Origin of the sequence: Rheinheimera pacifica (assembly GCF_024809855.1) — a bacterium.
GTDB classification, from domain to species: domain Bacteria; phylum Pseudomonadota; class Gammaproteobacteria; order Enterobacterales; family Alteromonadaceae; genus Alishewanella; species Alishewanella pacifica_A.
The window spans coordinates 283,260-299,141 of sequence record NZ_JANUEM010000004.1; the positions used below are offsets into that span (position 1 = coordinate 283,260).

A 15,882-nucleotide genomic window follows, 5' to 3' on the forward strand; every position below is an offset into this window, starting at 1 on the left:
GGTAAGGTTAGTAGCCTACATTCAAAGAATGGATTACAGAGGTGTTGCTATGTTAGGAATAAATTCTGCTGCTGACGATATTATATCTGCCATTAACAGTTCACAGGCCGTAATACAATTTGATCTGGATGGCCAGATTAAAACAGCCAATGCTAATTTCCTGCAATTAATGGAATACAATTTAGCGGAAGTAGCAGGCAAGCATCACAGCATATTTTTAGACCCCCACGACAGCCAAAGTGCACAATATAAACAATTTTGGCAACAGCTGCGCAGCGGCATGGCACAAACCGCAGAATTTAAACGCCGTACTAAAAGCGGCGGCACAGTATGGATCCAGGCGTCTTATACGCCAATCCTGCGGCGTGGCAAAGTAGAGCGAATTATTAAATTTGCCAGTGATATCACCCAACAAGTCATGGCACGTTCAAGGCTGGAGTCACAAATTCAGGCTATACACCGGGCTCAGGCCGTTATTGCTTTTAATACCGATGGCATTATTGATGATGCCAATGATAACTTTCTGCAGCTAATGGGCTACTCTCTGACAGAGATCCGCGGTAAACACCATAAAATCTTTGTTTCTGCCGATGAGGTAAACAGCGCAGCCTATCAAAAATTCTGGCAGAAACTACGGGAAGGCACTTATCAAACCGCCGAGTACCGCCGCTATGGTAAAAATGGTAAAGAAGTGTGGATCCATGCTACCTACAACCCGATAACCTCTCCCGACGGCAAGGTTATACAAATTATTAAGTTTGCCAGCGACATTACACAGGAGGTTAAACAGCGTAATGAGTTTCAGCTACTTTCACTGGTAGCCAATGAAACAGACAATGCTGTAATCATTTCCAATAGTGACAGGCATATTCAATATGTTAACCGTGGTTTCGAGTGTATGACAGGTTTTAACGCAGCGGAAGTATCCGGCCATAAAGCTAAAGAGTTTCTGATAGGCCCCCGAACCAATGCTGACACCTATAAAAGAATGGAGGCAGAGCTTGAAGCGCCCAATGCATTTTATGACGAAATTGAAATTCACTGTAAAAATGGCGCAAGCCTGTGGATTTCTGTAACCAGTAATCCGGTTATTGATAAAAACGGCAAACATACCGGCTATATTGCTATTTTGGCTGATATCACCAGCGTAAAAACCGCCGCCATGGAGTCGGAAACCCGGCTTGACACCATCGGACAGTCACAATTGATTATTGAATGGGATATGGCTGGAAAAGTAAGCGAAGTAAATGGTTATCCTGATAAAATTCCTGGCATGTCTTTAGCGCAGTTTCGCCCGCTAATACGCAGTTGGCAGGAGTATTTATCTGAAGCTCAACAAAAATCCATGCTGCAGGGTAACAGTATCAGTAAAGAACAATGCTTTAAAACGCAGCAGAAGGAAATCTGGATCGGCTGTACTTACAGTGCAGTAAAAGATCCCTACGGCAATATTGCAAAAATTATTCTTTACGGCACCGATATTACTGAGCGCTTGCTGGTAGTAAAACAATCAGAGCAGGTTATGGCTGAACTGGTTAAATCAGGTGCCAATATTAACCAAATTGTATCGACCATTAATGCCATTGCAGACCAAACCAACTTACTGGCTTTAAATGCTGCTATAGAAGCCGCCCGTGCCGGTGATGCCGGGCGTGGCTTTTCTGTAGTGGCCGACGAGGTAAGAAACCTGGCATCAAAAGCCAGTTCATCAGCCAGTGAAATTAATACTGTAGTCAGTAAAAACCAGACCCTGCTACAAGATTTAGCCAATACCCTGAATACGCTAAACAGCAAAAGTAACTAAACACCTTAGTATTGTTTAGTTACTGCGGTTTTTGGCTTTCGGTGCCACTTTATTTGCTCCGGTGGCCGGTTGACTAAATGGCTTTTTGCCTTGCTTGCCACTCTCGTTACGCCTCGCAATAGCTTTTGCCGCCGGGTTTAAGCCGGTGTGGCGGCTTAGCGCCGGTTGGCCACCTTTTTGTGGCTTTTTAAACTGCTCATCTTTGCCCTCTTCCGGCACTAAACAGCCTTTACTGCGGCCAATTAAGTGCTTTAAGCCCATTTTAATTAAAGCTTCACGAATTTGCGGCCAGCCTTTAGGGTCATGATAGCGCAGTATGGCTTTGTGCAGGCGGCGCTGGCGCTCGCCTTTAGGCACCGCTACCACTTCGTCATTGGCTTTATTGATGTTTTTCAGCGAGTTCATTTCTGTGTGGTAAATGGTCGTCGCGTTCGCCATTGGGCTGGGGTAAAAGTTTTGTACCTGATCAAGTTTAAAATCACGCTCTTTTAACCATAGCGCCAGGTTAATCATATCCATATCAGTAGTACCCGGATGGGCAGCAATAAAATACGGAATTAAAAACTGCTGTTTACCGGCTTCTTTACTAAAGCGGTCAAACATTTCCTTAAACTTGTCATAAGCGCCCATACCCGGCTTCATCATTTTCGACAGTGGGCCAGTTTCGGTATGCTCTGGTGCTATTTTTAAATAGCCGCCGACATGGTGCTGCACCAGTTCGCGCACATAGTTAGGATCTTCCACCGCCAGGTCGTAGCGCACGCCTGATGCCACCAGTACTTTTTTAATACCGGGTAATGTGCGTGCCTCGCGGTATAACTCTACCGTCGGGCTTTGGTCGGTGTCCATATGCTCGCAGATGGTCGGGTACACACAGCTTGGCCTGCGGCAGGTTTGCTCAGCTTTGGGGTTTTTACAGTTTAAACGGTACATATTGGCCGTTGGGCCGCCCAAATCGGATATCACGCCGGTAAAACCCGGTACTTTGTCGCGAATATCCTTAATTTCCTGCATGATCGATTCTTTCGAGCGGCTTTGGATAATACGGCCTTCATGCTCGGTAATAGAGCAAAACGAGCAACCACCAAAGCAGCCGCGCATTATATTCACCGAGGTTTTGATCATCTCGTAGGCCGGAATTTTTTCCTTGCCATACACCGGGTGCGGCACACGCTGATATGGCAGACCAAACACCAAATCCATCTCTTCAGTAGACAGCGGAAACGCCGGCGGGTTAACCCAGATATGCCGGTCACCATGGCGCTGCATTATTGCACGGGCACAGCCGGGGTTGGTTTCCTGGTGCAATATGCGCGAAGCATGGGCGTACAGCGGTTTATTTACGCTTACCTGCTCAAAGGCAGGCAGCTTAACGTAAGTTTGCTCCCACGGTTTTTGCCGTGGTGGTTGCACTAAAACTGGTTTAGCTTCCACCTCTTGCGGCTTGCTTAAATCAATACCGGCTTTGGCAAATTCCGAGTAACTGCTACAACCAACGTCATCGGCACCATAAGGGTTGCTGATCGGATCAATTTTGCCGATTTTATCCAGCGCAGTAGAATCCACGCCACGCCAGCCCGGTAAGGGCTCTTTGCGGATCACAGCAGTACCGCGTACATCCTGGATTTCACTGATAGGCACACCGGAAGCAATACGGTGCGCCACTTCAACCAAAGGCCGCTCAGCATTGCCGTAAATTAAAATATCAGCCTTGGCGTCAAAGATTACCGAACGGCGCACTTTTTCAGACCAGTAATCATAGTGCGCAATACGGCGCAGGCTGGCTTCTATACCACCAATAATTACCGGTACGTCTTTATAGGCTTCTTTACAGCGCTGGGTGTATACCGTTACGGCTCTGTCTGGCCGCTTACCGCCAATATCACCGGCGGTGTAAGCATCGTCGTGGCGCAGCTTTTTATCGGCGGTGTAGCGGTTAATCATCGAGTCCATATTACCGGCCGATACACCGTAAAACAGGTTAGGCTTACCCAGACGCATAAAATCGTCTTTGCTGTGCCAATCCGGCTGGCAAATAAGCCCTACGCGGTAGCCCTGGGCTTCTAACATGCGCCCGACTACCGCCATACCGAAGCTGGGGTGATCAACGTAAGCATCGCCTACTACCAAAATAACATCGCAGCTGTCCCAGCCAAGTACATCCATTTCCTTGCGCGACATTGGTAAAAATGGTGCCGTGCCATAGCATTCAGCCCAGTATTTCGGATAGCTGAATAAGTCACGCTCAGGCGCCATACGTGCTACAGGGGCAGATTTGCGGGAAACGGTAGTAGCAACAGTGGACATAAATTAAGCACCAGAGCGGAACAAGGGCGCGTATTATACAAGGAGTATTAGGGAAAGGCGAATGGTGCCCTGAGCGATCGTCTTTTACTCATGAAAACATATGTCGATAAACAGCAGCCCCGCATAACATGCGCCAACTAAACACTGCCGGCTGTTTCTATCACTAAAATCCGTGCTTCACCTACCGGATGCGCAACATGCTCGCAGCCGATACCGGCATAAAAAATATCACCGGCCTGTAACCGGCTAACCTGCTCTAAGCCAGCTTCGCGGTAATGCATATCTACTATGCCATCCAGCACAACAAATACTTCTTCACCGTCATTGATATGCCATTTGTACGGCTTATTAGTCCAGTGCAGCCGGGTAGTAATGCCATTCATACTGGCAATATCCAACGCGCCCCAGGCACGGCTGGCGGTAAAATCTTTACTGCGGATTATTTTCATTGTTTACCTTTATTTGTACTTATACACCCTTCTTACCAGCCTGTTAGGGTGTAAATGCAATTACCTGGTTCGGAGCCAGACAATAAACAACTAACGCCGGAAAATAAACCCTGCTTTGCAGTGTTTTTGCTTCTTTGCCAGCAGCAAAGGTGGCAGTATGAGCGCAATCAAAGTGTTTAATAATTAAACATGAGCTGATTTAACCTCGGGAGGCCCACTATGCGCGCTGTTTACTGTGTATTACTGCTTTTTATGCTTGCCGGTTGTAACAAGAATGAAGTGGGTGATGTATCACTTGGCGTGTTTACCACCAAGGATATCAAGCTCGATGCCGTTAACGATCCAATTGTTACCGGCGTGACCTGCCATGTCTCCAGTATCGAAGCCAACCTGAACTTATCAGATCCGTCAGACAGCTCTATCGCCTGCCGCCAAACCGGCCCTATCACCGCCGCGATGATAGCCCAAATAGACAAAAGCAAAAACGGCGAGGTGTTGTTTACTAAATCAAAAAGCATCTTCTTTAAGAGCATGAAAATACGCCGTATTTTTGATCCACAAAACCAAACCCTGATGTATCTGTCCTACTCCACCAAAGAAACCTCCGGCAGCTTTAAACACAGCCTGTCAACCGTGCCGCTGTGGGGTACTGAAGCTTATGCTACAGCGACAGTACCAAACCAATAGCAGCAGGCAGAGGTAAAACTTCGTGTTACAGGTAGGCGGTACCTTTTAAATACAGCACCGCAAAGCCTGACACCAACACCCGCTCACCAGCAAGGCGGCAATATAAAATGCCGCCACGTTGTGAAGCCTGATACGCCAGCAACTCAGTTTTAGCCAGCTCTTTCGCCCAATAAGGCGTAAGGCCAGCATGAATTGACCCCGTTACCGGGTCTTCATCGCCACCGTTAGCGGGCCAAAAATAGCGTGAGATAAAGTCATACTCATTTGTGATGGCACTGCCCCTGGCAGTCACTACCACATCATAAGGGGCTAACTGTTTCAGCTGATCTGAAACATAGCTCAGGCTTTTTACATCCTGCTCCGATGCCATTACCGCAAAATAGGCCTGGCGGTTTTGTAATACCTGTGTTGGTTTCACAGACAAACCGGCTAACAACGCCGCAGGTGCCTGTTCAACAACTTGCGGGCACTGGTTAGGAAAGCTCATTTCAATTCTGCCGTCGCTATGCTGATTAACCACCAATGCGCCCACTTTAGCGGTTAAAAACTCAATATCGCCCTGAGCGCCCAAATGATTAAATATCACATAAGATGCCGCTAACGTGGCATGGCCGCAAAAGTCGATTTCGGTTAATGGCGAAAACCAGCGAATTTCATATTGATTGGCTGATAACACGCGGATAAAGGCAGTTTCAGACAAATTATTTTCTGCCGCAATACTTTGCATCACCTCAGACGCCAGCCACTGCTGTAGTGGCACCACGGCAGCAGCATTGCCTTTAAACTGTTGTTTGGTAAAGGCATCTACAATATAAATATCTAATTCCAACACAAGCTCCTTAAGGGTTAACTGTTTATACCAAACCATGGCCACGAGGTTTTCACCTGAACCAGAGTTTACACCAGCCATTTGGTATAAATGAAAAATCAATGATACTAACCCTTTTGATTCCAAAAAATAGTAATGCATTTGCATTACCATTATTCTGCAACTAAAATAACCACCATAGCCAATGTAAACCTGTGGAGACCATCATGCTTGCACAAACGGCTTTGGAAGCAGAATCAACACTGACCGACCGTTTTCAGACAACAGTACCGGGCCCTGTGCGCCAAGCGTTGCATCTGGGTAAAAAAGACAAGATTAAATACGTTATCCAGTCGGATGGAAGTGTGCTTATGCAGCGCGCTGAAACGGTTGAAGCGGATCCGGTTATTGACCAGTTTTTATCATTTCTGGCGCTTGATATGCAGCAGCATCCGGAAAAACTGCAGCCATTAACCATAAGTATGCGGCAGAGCGTAGCGTCGCTGGTTGCCGATGTTGATATTAATTTGAATGAGCCGCTATCAGCTGAGGACGAATAAACTTGCCTGATCAAGTCCCGATGGTCGTTAATGGCTGGACGCTATTTACCCATCCTCTTTTTGCACAGCAGTATCAAGCACTGAAAGACAAGGTAGAAGCGCTAAAAGCCAAAGATCCACAAGGCTACCGCAGCAAAAATGACATTAAGCGCTTGGCAGCTATTCACAAGCTGGCCTTTGACATTATTCCGCAAGACCCAACCCTGGCAGATTACCGCCAGGGCAAGACATTAGGCGGCAACAATAAGCATTGGTTTCGGGCTAAGTTTTTTCAGCAATACCGGTTGTTTTTCAGATACCACCTTGAAGCAAAAATTATCGTTTATGCCTGGGTGAATGACGAAGAAAATAAGGGGGGCATTTGCCAGTAAAACCGATGCTTACAAAGTGTTCGCAAAGATGCTTAAATCAGGTAATCCGCCGGACGATTGGGAAGCACTGCTAACAGCAGCCAGAGGTGTGAAAATCGCACTTTAGAATGATACTCCGTGATGTCTTTGTCCTACTCAACCAGAGAAACCTGCGGTAGCTTCAAACACAACTTGCCCTGGTTTCTATCCGGATATTACATAATCCGCAGCTGAGCATGCCATATCTAGTTGGAAACTTCGCAGGTAATCTATCACTTAATTTCACCCACTAATACAAACTAATTGGAAACATCTCTGAAAGCCTTATCTTATAGGGTTTTGGCGAGAGATGACCATTCAATCGTTTTAGCTGAGCTAATCGCATAGTTCCCTAATGAAAATTAAGTCATGTCACAAAAATACAGGCCAAAGCCTAAAGCTTTTTGTAGAACGTTACTTAGGATTTAAAAACTCGATCAACTGTCGCTTAAATTCTTGCACGCCTTCAGGATCTAATTTTTCCAAATACCTATAAATTTCAGGTTCAGACATTATCGAACCAATCTTAAAGTGTTTTTTTGTTAGCTGTTTGTAAAAATTTTTAGCCCTGTCAGTTTCCTTTTTATTGGTAATCTCCTCGATATCAGAGACAGCTAATTCGCCAGCCACGTACCTTTGATACAATTCCAGCTCGATATTTAAAAATGGTAGAAAAATAACGTTATTAATTCCATTAAGGTAATCTTTGCCTTTCTGGTCGCCATCTAATACCGCCAGTATATTTTCCGGTTCTGAAAGAAACTTAGCAGTTATGTTTCTTTGCATTAAATCAATAACCTGAGTTGCTCCACCTATATAAATTACTTGATACTGGTAAAACATATTAAATTCAGCTGACCCAAGTAAAAAATTTATGTAGTTAGCTAAGCATGCGTCCTCTGTAAGTATGTATTTATCAAAGTCAATGAAGCCATACATGATACTTTTAACAAAATTATAAGAACGTGGAGTAATTGATATTAAGCCGTCACCAGGCTCTTTTTCCATATAATGAAGCTCACCATCTTCAAGTGTCTTCATTAACGCTAAGGAGTGGGTTGTAAATACTATATTTGTTTCATATTGACTGCAGTATGTTCTTAGAGCATCTACAAGATTAACTTGAGCGCTAGCATCTAGAGATATATCTATCTCATCAATTACAATTAACTTTTTCCCTTGCTGTATCTGCTTGAAAAGATTGATTACAAAGTATTCTCCAGAGCTAAAGTAGTCTTCTCGAATATAAAATCGATCTATATCATCTTTTAAAATAAAGTAATAGATCGTCTTTTTAATCTCGACTTGTTTCAGTCCTTCAAACCGATTATCACCGTAAATTTTCTCAAGAAAAATTACTAATTCATTTGATGTAGTATAGTCACCAATCGCTATTTTCGCTCTTAGTTCTTCGTCTATATCAGCTAAACGCCTAAAGTGATTAAACCTTTCTCCGTGAGGTATTGGCAATTCGACCTTTATTTTTGATTTAATATCTTCAGGGATGTCTTGTTTACTGTCTATCCCTTTTATAAACCTGTTGTAGGTAAACTCGATATCCTTACCAAAACCGTCAATCGAGTAAGTGATTGAGCTATCTTTTTGAAAAATGTAAGGCGCAGCGGTCTCCTGAAACGTACTATTGATAGCTAGATTACGAATTGCACGAATGAGTGTGGTTTTCCCGACACTGTTTTTTCCTGTAATACAAATAATTGAGTTTTGAGATAGGTCGAAAACAGCCTTCTGCTTTTTTATATGTTGAATATTTTGCACGGAAATTGTGATCTTCAAACTACTTCACCGATTTTCTAATGAACATATCAATTACCGTATTTCCATATTTTCTGCGCAGTTTGGAAATGTAATTTTTATCCATTGAGTTAAAGGCTATTAACTTGCCTGATAAAGTACTGATTGCATATTCTTGTAAAGATTTATCACTTAAATCCAGCTGTTTATGAATGGCTAAGTTTTCAAAGTAGTTCTCAAATCTTTCTTTATCTGTAAGGTAAAAGTAAAGCAAGGACTCAATTTCTTTTTTATCAGCACTTGGTATGGTTACAATACCGTTAGGTAAAATATTAAAACCTAAAATTTTAAAATCATGCCCTTTTTTATTTATTTTTGTCTTTGATTTATTTATTTTAATCTCTGAATTTACATAAATTTTCAACATTTCACTGATAACATTTTCTATGTCAACAGTGAACTCTGGGGTAGCCCCAGAGACGATCACATCGTCAGAATATCTAGTATAAGTAAGTCCGCGCACCTGACAGTAGTCAAAGAGCTTATTATCGAAATCAAACAGACATATGTTACTAAGCAAAGGGGATGTTGCAAAGCCTGCTGGAATATGGTTATCAACAACAGTGACGTCAACTATTCTATTTATGTAACATTCAATATCAGAGACTAGGGTATTTGACAGCTGCTTATTCAAAGATGAATTTACGTTAGCTAAATGGAGGCTACCATAAAAATTTGAAAAGTCAGTTTGAAAGAAAAAATTGTTGTTTGAGTGTTTTTCTACTGCATCACGAATACTAACCCCTTTACGGTACGAGTACACAACATGGGAGTTGTAATCAGCGAATTCTAGAACTGTTTTATTTATAAAGCGGTGAATTTGCTTCAGCTTGGGTGAAGGAGCATATATAGTACGTTTACTTTGCACTATTTTATGAAACTCGCTTTTAACATCCAGCCTTAGAAAATCTTTGAACGACATTTTCTCATGAAATGTCGACACAAAAATTTCCTCCAAGCTGCGCTTAGTATTACTGTTGTTCAACTAGTTAATTCCCCATTCACCGATAAAAATTCATTAGCAGTTGATAAGTTTAATATTTGTTCTTTGCCAGCTAACGTCAAGACAATTTTATTGTTATTTTATGAAGCGATAACGAATTAACTCTCGTAAGGAGATGGTGAGTTCGAAAAAGAGACGAAAAAAGTTACATTCTTACACCAAATGTTCGCTATATAGAAAACAATTTGGCGTAAGGGTAACATGACTCATAGCCTGTAGGGACCTCGCATAATGACTGGAGATGCTCCTAGTCGCGAGGTATGAGTTAAAGATATAGGGTATTGAGCAAAAATTCAAGTTCTATAAGCTGGCTTTTAAAACCTCTCCAGGGTAGTGCTTTACTAATCCCTAATATTCTAAAGCGCATTTTCAAGGCTAGGTAAGTCTATGGCCTTTATTCGTCCCAAAGCTCATTTTAGCCTGCTCAGCTATGTTCTTATGAATCACTTTAAGATCCGCTTGTTCGCAGGGAAAGGCGACCCATGACACTTAGCCAAAGTTTTGACTGTTTTTGATGTGCGGTATAAGGAGCAGCCTTGGGCTACAGAATCGATAGGGCCAGGTTCATTGATATTTCTAACTCTCTATCCTCAGCGCTACACAATAGAAACCCGACACACTGGCGGGGTTGTCTGTTACTAAATGGCCTCCGAACGCTTAGCCAACTCCAGCTTTTCTAACTCATCAAGCAGCGCTAACCCCAGAGTTGCGTTAGCTCGCGCTGCACGTACCTCAAACCTGACTTGGGTATCATATTCAGTCAATGCAATGGTAGATAGCTCTTCTATAAGCTTATTAGCACTGATATTGCGGCTTTGCGCCAGGGCTTTAAGCCTGCTGGCTTTACCATCCGGCATTCTGATCGTCAGCTTTTTCATAATAGGCTATTAACGGGCAACCAATGTATGCTTATTTGGAACGTTAGAACAGCTTAGCCTTAAAGAATACACACCGCAATTGCCAATTTAAGCGATAAAAAACCCCGGCATGCTGGCCGGGGTCTTGGTTGTTACTACATAAACGCTAAACGCTTACCGATACGCTTCCGGGCTTGGACATGAACAGATCAGAATGCTGTGCGTAGACCAGTGGGTTGCTGTCCACTCGCCGGCTTCTACCATGGCAATTTCGAGCCATTAGAGCCAATCAAAATACTTTTTTAGCGCATTTAATTACGATCCGACCTGTTGAAGGTACTTAAAAGTTGAGCAATCAAGACGGGCAATGAACCAGAGATAAAGACTCAAGCCCGAGCCAACCAACACGAACTTTGATACAAACCAAATCACCTTTTTGATAGCCCTCATATGTGGACTTACCTACTCGGATTTGTAGCTTTTCCTTTCTATCTTGCGTCACTAAATAACGTCCCGGAGGTCTGCTAGTACTGTGATATTTTCTTACTAACGGTCCTGAAGTGATGACCTCTGTTTTCGCTGATCCAAGCTCATTTAACAGCGGAACAAATGCTATTGAATAGAAAATAGCTGTTATAGCAATAGTATCAATATCTATTTTATGTGGCAGCGCCCAAACAACAATGAATACAAGGGTAGTAGCAGGAACAAGGAGTAGAACAAACAACCCATAGTTTGTTATCTCCATGTCAGTCAAAACACGCACCGCAACACAAAAGATCACAAAAAAAGACGCAAAAGCCAAATTGCTTCTTCGATCAACAGACTTTACATCTTTGAGAACAAAAAGCTGCGGCATAAAAAGACTTAGCAAAACAGCAAACGGGAAAAAAAGCATGCCCGAGACGATGGCAAGATAGTCTTGGCGAGGGAAAAAAACTATCCATACACAGAGTGCAGCAGTAAAACCAAATAAAAAGAATTTTAATTTCAAAGAATTATACTCGGTCGATTGGGTCAATATTATCGATATTGCAGCCAGTAAATCAACATCGGCTACAGCGTTTCCATTATGAGGATTGATACAGATTAATTGCTGACCCAATTACCGCTACAGCTGGTTGGCTTACCAAGTTCTTCAATTTCTCCGATAATATATTCCGAGTCTTTAAACCCGAGCTGCGTTGCTTTTTCCAACCACTGCAACGCTTTCGCTTTATCATCGTTACAAACATAGTACTCACCCAACCATGCTGCGGCATCCGGCTGCCCGTTATTGGCAGCCAACTTATATAATTCAAGTGCTTGTGGCTTATCGCTCTTACCAAGCCATCTGGCTAAAATATAGCCTGCCTCTGCATTATTCCTCTCACGAACCAGAAAATAATAAATCTCGCGACTTTTTGCTTCGTTTTTATCTACAGCTGTTCGACGCGTAAGAACTACAACGCCCGTATCAACTTCTACCAATAAAGAGCCGGTACGGCTTGCATCAGCCACTTTAAGAAGCGTGGTATCGTCTAACGCCTTATAATCTCGCAGCGCATTCTCGTAGCCTGCAATCGCAGAGTTACCAACGCTTTTCTGTGTAACTTTTTGCAGCAGCTTTTCTGCTCCAGCCTCGCCATTGTCACGAAGTAATTCTGCATAACGAATTGCTGTCGCTTTTTCATCTGCAGTCGGATTCGTATGGGAAGTAAACATAGCGACACTTTTGTAAAGTGCAGGTACAGCTCCACCCTCAGCAGCTTTTTTCAGCATGATATTAGATTCTATTTTAAGATCTCTGGCTATTGCTACAGCATTGCTGCTGTTTTCAACCGCTTTCTCCATTGAATACAGCGCCAAAACTTCAGATAAAAAATACTGATGAAGCGAGTCTCCTTGCTCCGCTTTTAGTATCAGCTCCATCGCCGCTGTGCTCGGCGTATCATAAGTACCAAATTCATGCTTGCCTTTGCTGTCTACCATGAACAGGATATCGCCTTTATCTTGGGTACAAGCCGTCCAAATTTTTTCGTACAGGTCGTTTTTAATTGAGCTTAGACAATCAGCCTGAACTGATAATGGTAGCAAGCAAATACTGAGTAACATTAAAACGTTCGGCTTCATTTCGTCTCCACTTCAATCAATAACTCAGATAAGTTGGCAGAATAACAGTGTTTGTAACTGAATTACCAACGTCAGTTAAGCCGGACGCCTGAAAACAAAGTTAAATATGCTGATAAAAAACCCCGGCACGCTGGCCGGGGTTTTAGTTGTTACTGCATAAACGCTAAACGCTTACCGATACGCTTCCGGGCTTGGGCATGAACAAATCAGGTTGCGGTCGCCGTATACATCGTCGATACGGGTAACCGTTGGCCAGAACTTGTTCTCTGCCACGTAAGCTGCCGGGAAGGCGGCGTACTGGCGCTCGTAGGCGCGGTCCCATGCCGGGTCGAAAATGTCTTGCATGGTATGCGGTGCATAGGCCAGTGGGTTGTTGTCCACTGTCCACTCACCCGCTTCTACCTTGGCAATTTCAGCGCGTATGGTGCTCATCGCTTCGATAAATTTATCCAGCTCTGCTTTGCTTTCTGATTCTGTTGGCTCAATCATCAGCGTGCCAGCTACCGGGAAGCTCATTGTTGGTGAGTGGTAACCAAAGTCCATTAAACGCTTGGCAATATCCATCTCGGTAATGCCACTGGCTTCTTTAAGCGGGCGAATGTCGATAATACATTCGTGCGCTACCCGGCCGTTGGTACCGCGGTACAGTACCGGGAATAACGGGTCGAGCTTTTTCGCCATGTAGTTTGCGTTCAGGATGGCGTATTCAGTAGCCTGTTTTAAGCCCTCGCCGCCCATCATCGCAATGTACATCCAGCTGATTGGCAATATACCGGCGCTACCGAACGGTGCTGCAGATACCGCGCCGTTATCGCTGCCGGTGCCATCAATGCTTACCACTGCATGGTTAGGCAGGAATGGTGCTAAATGGCTTTTCACGCCAATCGGGCCCATGCCAGGGCCGCCACCGCCGTGTGGAATACAGAAGGTTTTGTGCAGGTTTAAGTGCGATACGTCTGAGCCGATAAAGCCAGGTGCGGTTAAGCCCACCTGGGCGTTCATATTGGCGCCGTCCATATACACCTGGCCGCCGTAGCTGTGAATAATGTCGCACAGCTCACGGATACTCTCTTCAAATACACCGTGGGTAGATGGATAAGTTACCATGATAGCGGCTAAGCGGTCGCCCACTTCAGCGGCTTTGGCTTTTAAATCGGCCATATCGATATTGCCGCGCTTGTCGCACTCAACCAGTACTACGTCGTAGCTGGTCATGGCGGCAGTAGCCGGGTTAGTACCGTGCGCCGATACCGGAATTAAACAGATATTACGATGGCCTTCACCGCGGCTTTCGTGGTACTTACGAATTGCCACCATACCGGCGTACTCGCCCTGCGCGCCCGAGTTTGGCTGCATAGAGATATTGTCGTAACCGGTAATGTTTACCAGCCAGTCGCCCAGTTGATTAATCATCTCGTAGTAACCTTCTGCCTGGTCGCGCGGCACGAACGGGTGCAACGAACCAAACTCTGGCCAGGTTACCGGGATCATCTCGGCGGTGGCATTTAGCTTCATGGTGCATGAGCCAAGCGAAATCATCGAGTGGTTTAATGATAAATCTTTGTTTTCCAGCTTTTTGATATAACGCAGCATCTCAGTTTCAGAGTGATACTGGTTAAATACCGGGTGGCCCAGCACGCTGTCGTTACGCTGTAGTTCAGCAGGAATAGATTTGCTGCCGTCTTTAACAATAGCGCTATCCAGCGTATCTACATTTAAGCCGTGGTTTGTGCCCAGCACGATATCAAACAGCTCAGCAATATCTGCGCTGCTGGTGGCTTCGTGGAAGCTTACCGCCAACGAGTCAGCTACATCGGTACGCAGGTTAACACCGGCCGCTAAAGCACGGTTGATAACGTCGGCACGGTTAGCCACTTTAAAGGTAATGGTGTCAAACCAGTGTTGGTTTACTAAGGCCACGCCTTTGGCTTGTAAACCAGCAGCAAAAAGATCAGCGCTGCGGTGAATACGCAGGGCGATATTTTTCAGCCCCTGCGGGCCATGATATACCGCGTAAAACGATGCCATATTGGCCAGTAATACCTGCGCAGTACAAATGTTAGAGTTGGCTTTTTCGCGGCGGATATGTTGCTCGCGCGTTTGCATTGCCATACGCAGTGCCTGGTTACCGCGGCGGTCTTTCGACACACCAATAATGCGGCCAGGCATAGAGCGCTTGTAAGCATCGCGGGTAGCAAAAAACGCCGCGTGCGGGCCGCCGTAGGCCATAGGCACACCAAAACGCTGGGCGCTGCCCAATACTACATCGGCGCCTAACTGGCCTGGGGCTTTTAACAGCATCAGCGCCATAGGATCAGTGGCAACGGCCACAATGGCTTTTTTCGCCTGTAACTGCGCAATTAATTCGCTGTCGTTACGGATCTCACCGTTAGTGGCAGGGTATTGAATAAGCGCACCAAATACATCGTGCGTGGCGGCATCGGCCGCTTTGCCAACTACGATGTCAAAGCCGAACATTTCGGCGCGGGTTTTTACCACGTCGATGGTTTGCGGGTGAACATCGTCGCTAATAAAGTACAGGTTAGACTTGCTCTTGGTTACGCGCTTGGCCAATGCCATAGCTTCAGCGGCGGCAGTGGCTTCGTCCAGCAACGAGGCACTGGCCAGCTCCATACCGGTTAAATCCAGCGTTAATTGCTGGAAGTTTAACAGCGATTCTAACCGGCCTTGGGCAATTTCCGGCTGGTATGGCGTATAAGCGGTGTACCAGCCTGGGTTTTCCAGCACATTACGCAGGATAACATTCGGCGTTAACGTTGGGTGATAACCCATGCCAATGTAAGATTTGAACATTTTGTTCTTTGCCGCAGCTTGCTTTAACACAGCCAGCGCATCGGCTTCAGTGCGGGCCGGGCCTGTAGCCAATGGCGTAGTCAGGCGGATATCAGCCGGTACCGTTTGGGCAATCAGCGCTTCAATGCTGTCTACACCCAGCTCATTTAGCATGGCTGCGGTTTCTGCCGCGTCCGGGCCGATATGGCGCTGAATAAATTCGTCGTGGTTCGCAAGTTGCGACAGGGTTTTCACAGCGGAGTTGGTCATGCCTTGAATGTCCTGGTAAGGTTTCGTTGCT

14 protein-coding genes are annotated in these 15,882 nt (G+C 45.0%); 5 read left to right on the top strand and 9 right to left on the bottom strand.

Annotation, left to right across the window (positions count from 1 at the left end):
* Nucleotides 1-49: 49 nt before the first annotated feature.
* Complete coding sequence (locus M2404_RS20280) at nt 50-1,804, top strand: PAS domain S-box protein (protein WP_310503075.1); 1,755 nt, start codon at nt 50-52, stop codon at nt 1,802-1,804.
* Between the two features lie 15 nt (nt 1,805-1,819).
* On the opposite strand, the gene M2404_RS08480 is transcribed toward M2404_RS20280, so the two are convergent.
* Nucleotides 1,820-4,060, bottom strand: coding sequence for a YgiQ family radical SAM protein (locus M2404_RS08480; RefSeq protein ID WP_259239323.1), 2,241 nt, complete (start codon nt 4,058-4,060; stop codon nt 1,820-1,822).
* 188 nt (nt 4,061-4,248) lie between these two features.
* The gene (locus tag M2404_RS08485) at nt 4,249-4,560 is read right to left on the bottom strand and encodes a cupin domain-containing protein (RefSeq protein ID WP_259239288.1); all 312 of its coding nucleotides are present in this window, start codon (nt 4,558-4,560) and stop codon (nt 4,249-4,251) included.
* A 219-nt stretch (nt 4,561-4,779) separates the two neighbouring features.
* Between M2404_RS08485 and M2404_RS08490 the strand changes: the two genes are divergently transcribed.
* Nucleotides 4,780-5,247 (top strand): CreA family protein, encoded by a 468-nt coding sequence (locus M2404_RS08490; RefSeq protein ID WP_259239289.1) that lies wholly within the window; start codon nt 4,780-4,782, stop codon nt 5,245-5,247.
* A 25-nt stretch (nt 5,248-5,272) separates the two neighbouring features.
* On the opposite strand, the gene M2404_RS08495 is transcribed toward M2404_RS08490, so the two are convergent.
* Entirely contained in the window at nt 5,273-6,079 is an 807-nt protein-coding gene (locus tag M2404_RS08495; RefSeq protein WP_259239290.1) for a PhzF family phenazine biosynthesis protein, read from the bottom strand.
* Nucleotides 6,080-6,282: 203 nt separating this feature from the next.
* Here M2404_RS08495 and M2404_RS08500 point away from each other — a divergent pair, with 203 nt between their 5' ends.
* The 3 genes from M2404_RS08500 to M2404_RS08510 are packed head-to-tail and all read left to right on the top strand — an operon-like array spanning nt 6,283 to nt 7,092.
* Nucleotides 6,283-6,615, top strand: a complete 333-nt coding sequence (locus M2404_RS08500) for a type II toxin-antitoxin system PrlF family antitoxin (protein ID WP_259239291.1) — start codon at nt 6,283-6,285, stop codon at nt 6,613-6,615.
* A gap of 2 nt (nt 6,616-6,617) precedes the next feature.
* Nucleotides 6,618-6,986, top strand: a complete 369-nt coding sequence (locus M2404_RS08505) for a type II toxin-antitoxin system YhaV family toxin (RefSeq protein ID WP_259239292.1) — start codon at nt 6,618-6,620, stop codon at nt 6,984-6,986.
* A 28-nt stretch (nt 6,987-7,014) separates the two neighbouring features.
* Nucleotides 7,015-7,092 carry a type II toxin-antitoxin system YhaV family toxin gene (locus M2404_RS08510; RefSeq protein ID WP_259239324.1) on the top strand — a complete coding sequence of 26 codons (78 nt, stop codon included), beginning with the start codon at nt 7,015-7,017 and terminating at the stop codon, nt 7,090-7,092.
* A 326-nt stretch (nt 7,093-7,418) separates the two neighbouring features.
* On the opposite strand, the gene M2404_RS08515 is transcribed toward M2404_RS08510, so the two are convergent.
* The 6 genes from M2404_RS08515 to gcvP form a co-directional block, all read right to left on the bottom strand.
* Complete coding sequence (locus M2404_RS08515) at nt 7,419-8,798, bottom strand: AAA family ATPase (protein WP_259239293.1); 1,380 nt, start codon at nt 8,796-8,798, stop codon at nt 7,419-7,421.
* A 1-nt stretch (nt 8,799) separates the two neighbouring features.
* On the bottom strand, nt 8,800-9,759 hold the full coding sequence (locus M2404_RS08520) for a reverse transcriptase family protein (protein ID WP_259239294.1): 960 nt from the start codon (nt 9,757-9,759) through the stop codon (nt 8,800-8,802).
* A 698-nt stretch (nt 9,760-10,457) separates the two neighbouring features.
* Nucleotides 10,458-10,697 (bottom strand): toxin-antitoxin system HicB family antitoxin, encoded by a 240-nt coding sequence (locus tag M2404_RS08525; protein WP_259239295.1) that lies wholly within the window; start codon nt 10,695-10,697, stop codon nt 10,458-10,460.
* Between the two features lie 334 nt (nt 10,698-11,031).
* Complete coding sequence (locus tag M2404_RS08530; protein ID WP_259239296.1) at nt 11,032-11,781, bottom strand: hypothetical protein; 750 nt, start codon at nt 11,779-11,781, stop codon at nt 11,032-11,034.
* Nucleotides 11,766-12,788 (bottom strand): tetratricopeptide repeat protein, encoded by a 1,023-nt coding sequence (locus M2404_RS08535; RefSeq protein ID WP_259239297.1) that lies wholly within the window; start codon nt 12,786-12,788, stop codon nt 11,766-11,768. The genes M2404_RS08530 and M2404_RS08535 overlap by 16 nt, the downstream gene beginning before the upstream one ends.
* Before the next feature lie 171 nt (nt 12,789-12,959).
* Nucleotides 12,960-15,851, bottom strand: a complete 2,892-nt coding sequence (gene gcvP / locus M2404_RS08540) for an aminomethyl-transferring glycine dehydrogenase (RefSeq protein WP_259239298.1) — start codon at nt 15,849-15,851, stop codon at nt 12,960-12,962.
* Nucleotides 15,852-15,882: the final 31 nt, after the last annotated feature.

Excerpts from the sequence above, each read along its gene's own strand:
- M2404_RS20280 (WP_310503075.1), top strand. The coding sequence starts at position 50 with ATGTTAGGAATAAATTCTGCTGCTGACGATATTATATCTGCCATTAAC.
- M2404_RS08480 (WP_259239323.1), bottom strand. The coding sequence starts at position 4,060 with ATGGCGCCTGAGCGTGACTTATTCAGCTATCCGAAATACTGGGCTGAA.
- M2404_RS08485 (WP_259239288.1), bottom strand. The coding sequence starts at position 4,560 with ATGAAAATAATCCGCAGTAAAGATTTTACCGCCAGCCGTGCCTGGGGC.
- M2404_RS08490 (WP_259239289.1), top strand. The coding sequence starts at position 4,780 with ATGCGCGCTGTTTACTGTGTATTACTGCTTTTTATGCTTGCCGGTTGT.
- M2404_RS08500 (WP_259239291.1), top strand. The coding sequence starts at position 6,283 with ATGCTTGCACAAACGGCTTTGGAAGCAGAATCAACACTGACCGACCGT.
- M2404_RS08510 (WP_259239324.1), top strand. The coding sequence starts at position 7,015 with ATGCTTAAATCAGGTAATCCGCCGGACGATTGGGAAGCACTGCTAACA.
- M2404_RS08525 (WP_259239295.1), bottom strand. The coding sequence starts at position 10,697 with ATGAAAAAGCTGACGATCAGAATGCCGGATGGTAAAGCCAGCAGGCTT.
- M2404_RS08535 (WP_259239297.1), bottom strand. The coding sequence starts at position 12,788 with ATGAAGCCGAACGTTTTAATGTTACTCAGTATTTGCTTGCTACCATTA.
- gcvP (WP_259239298.1), bottom strand. The coding sequence starts at position 15,851 with ATGACCAACTCCGCTGTGAAAACCCTGTCGCAACTTGCGAACCACGAC.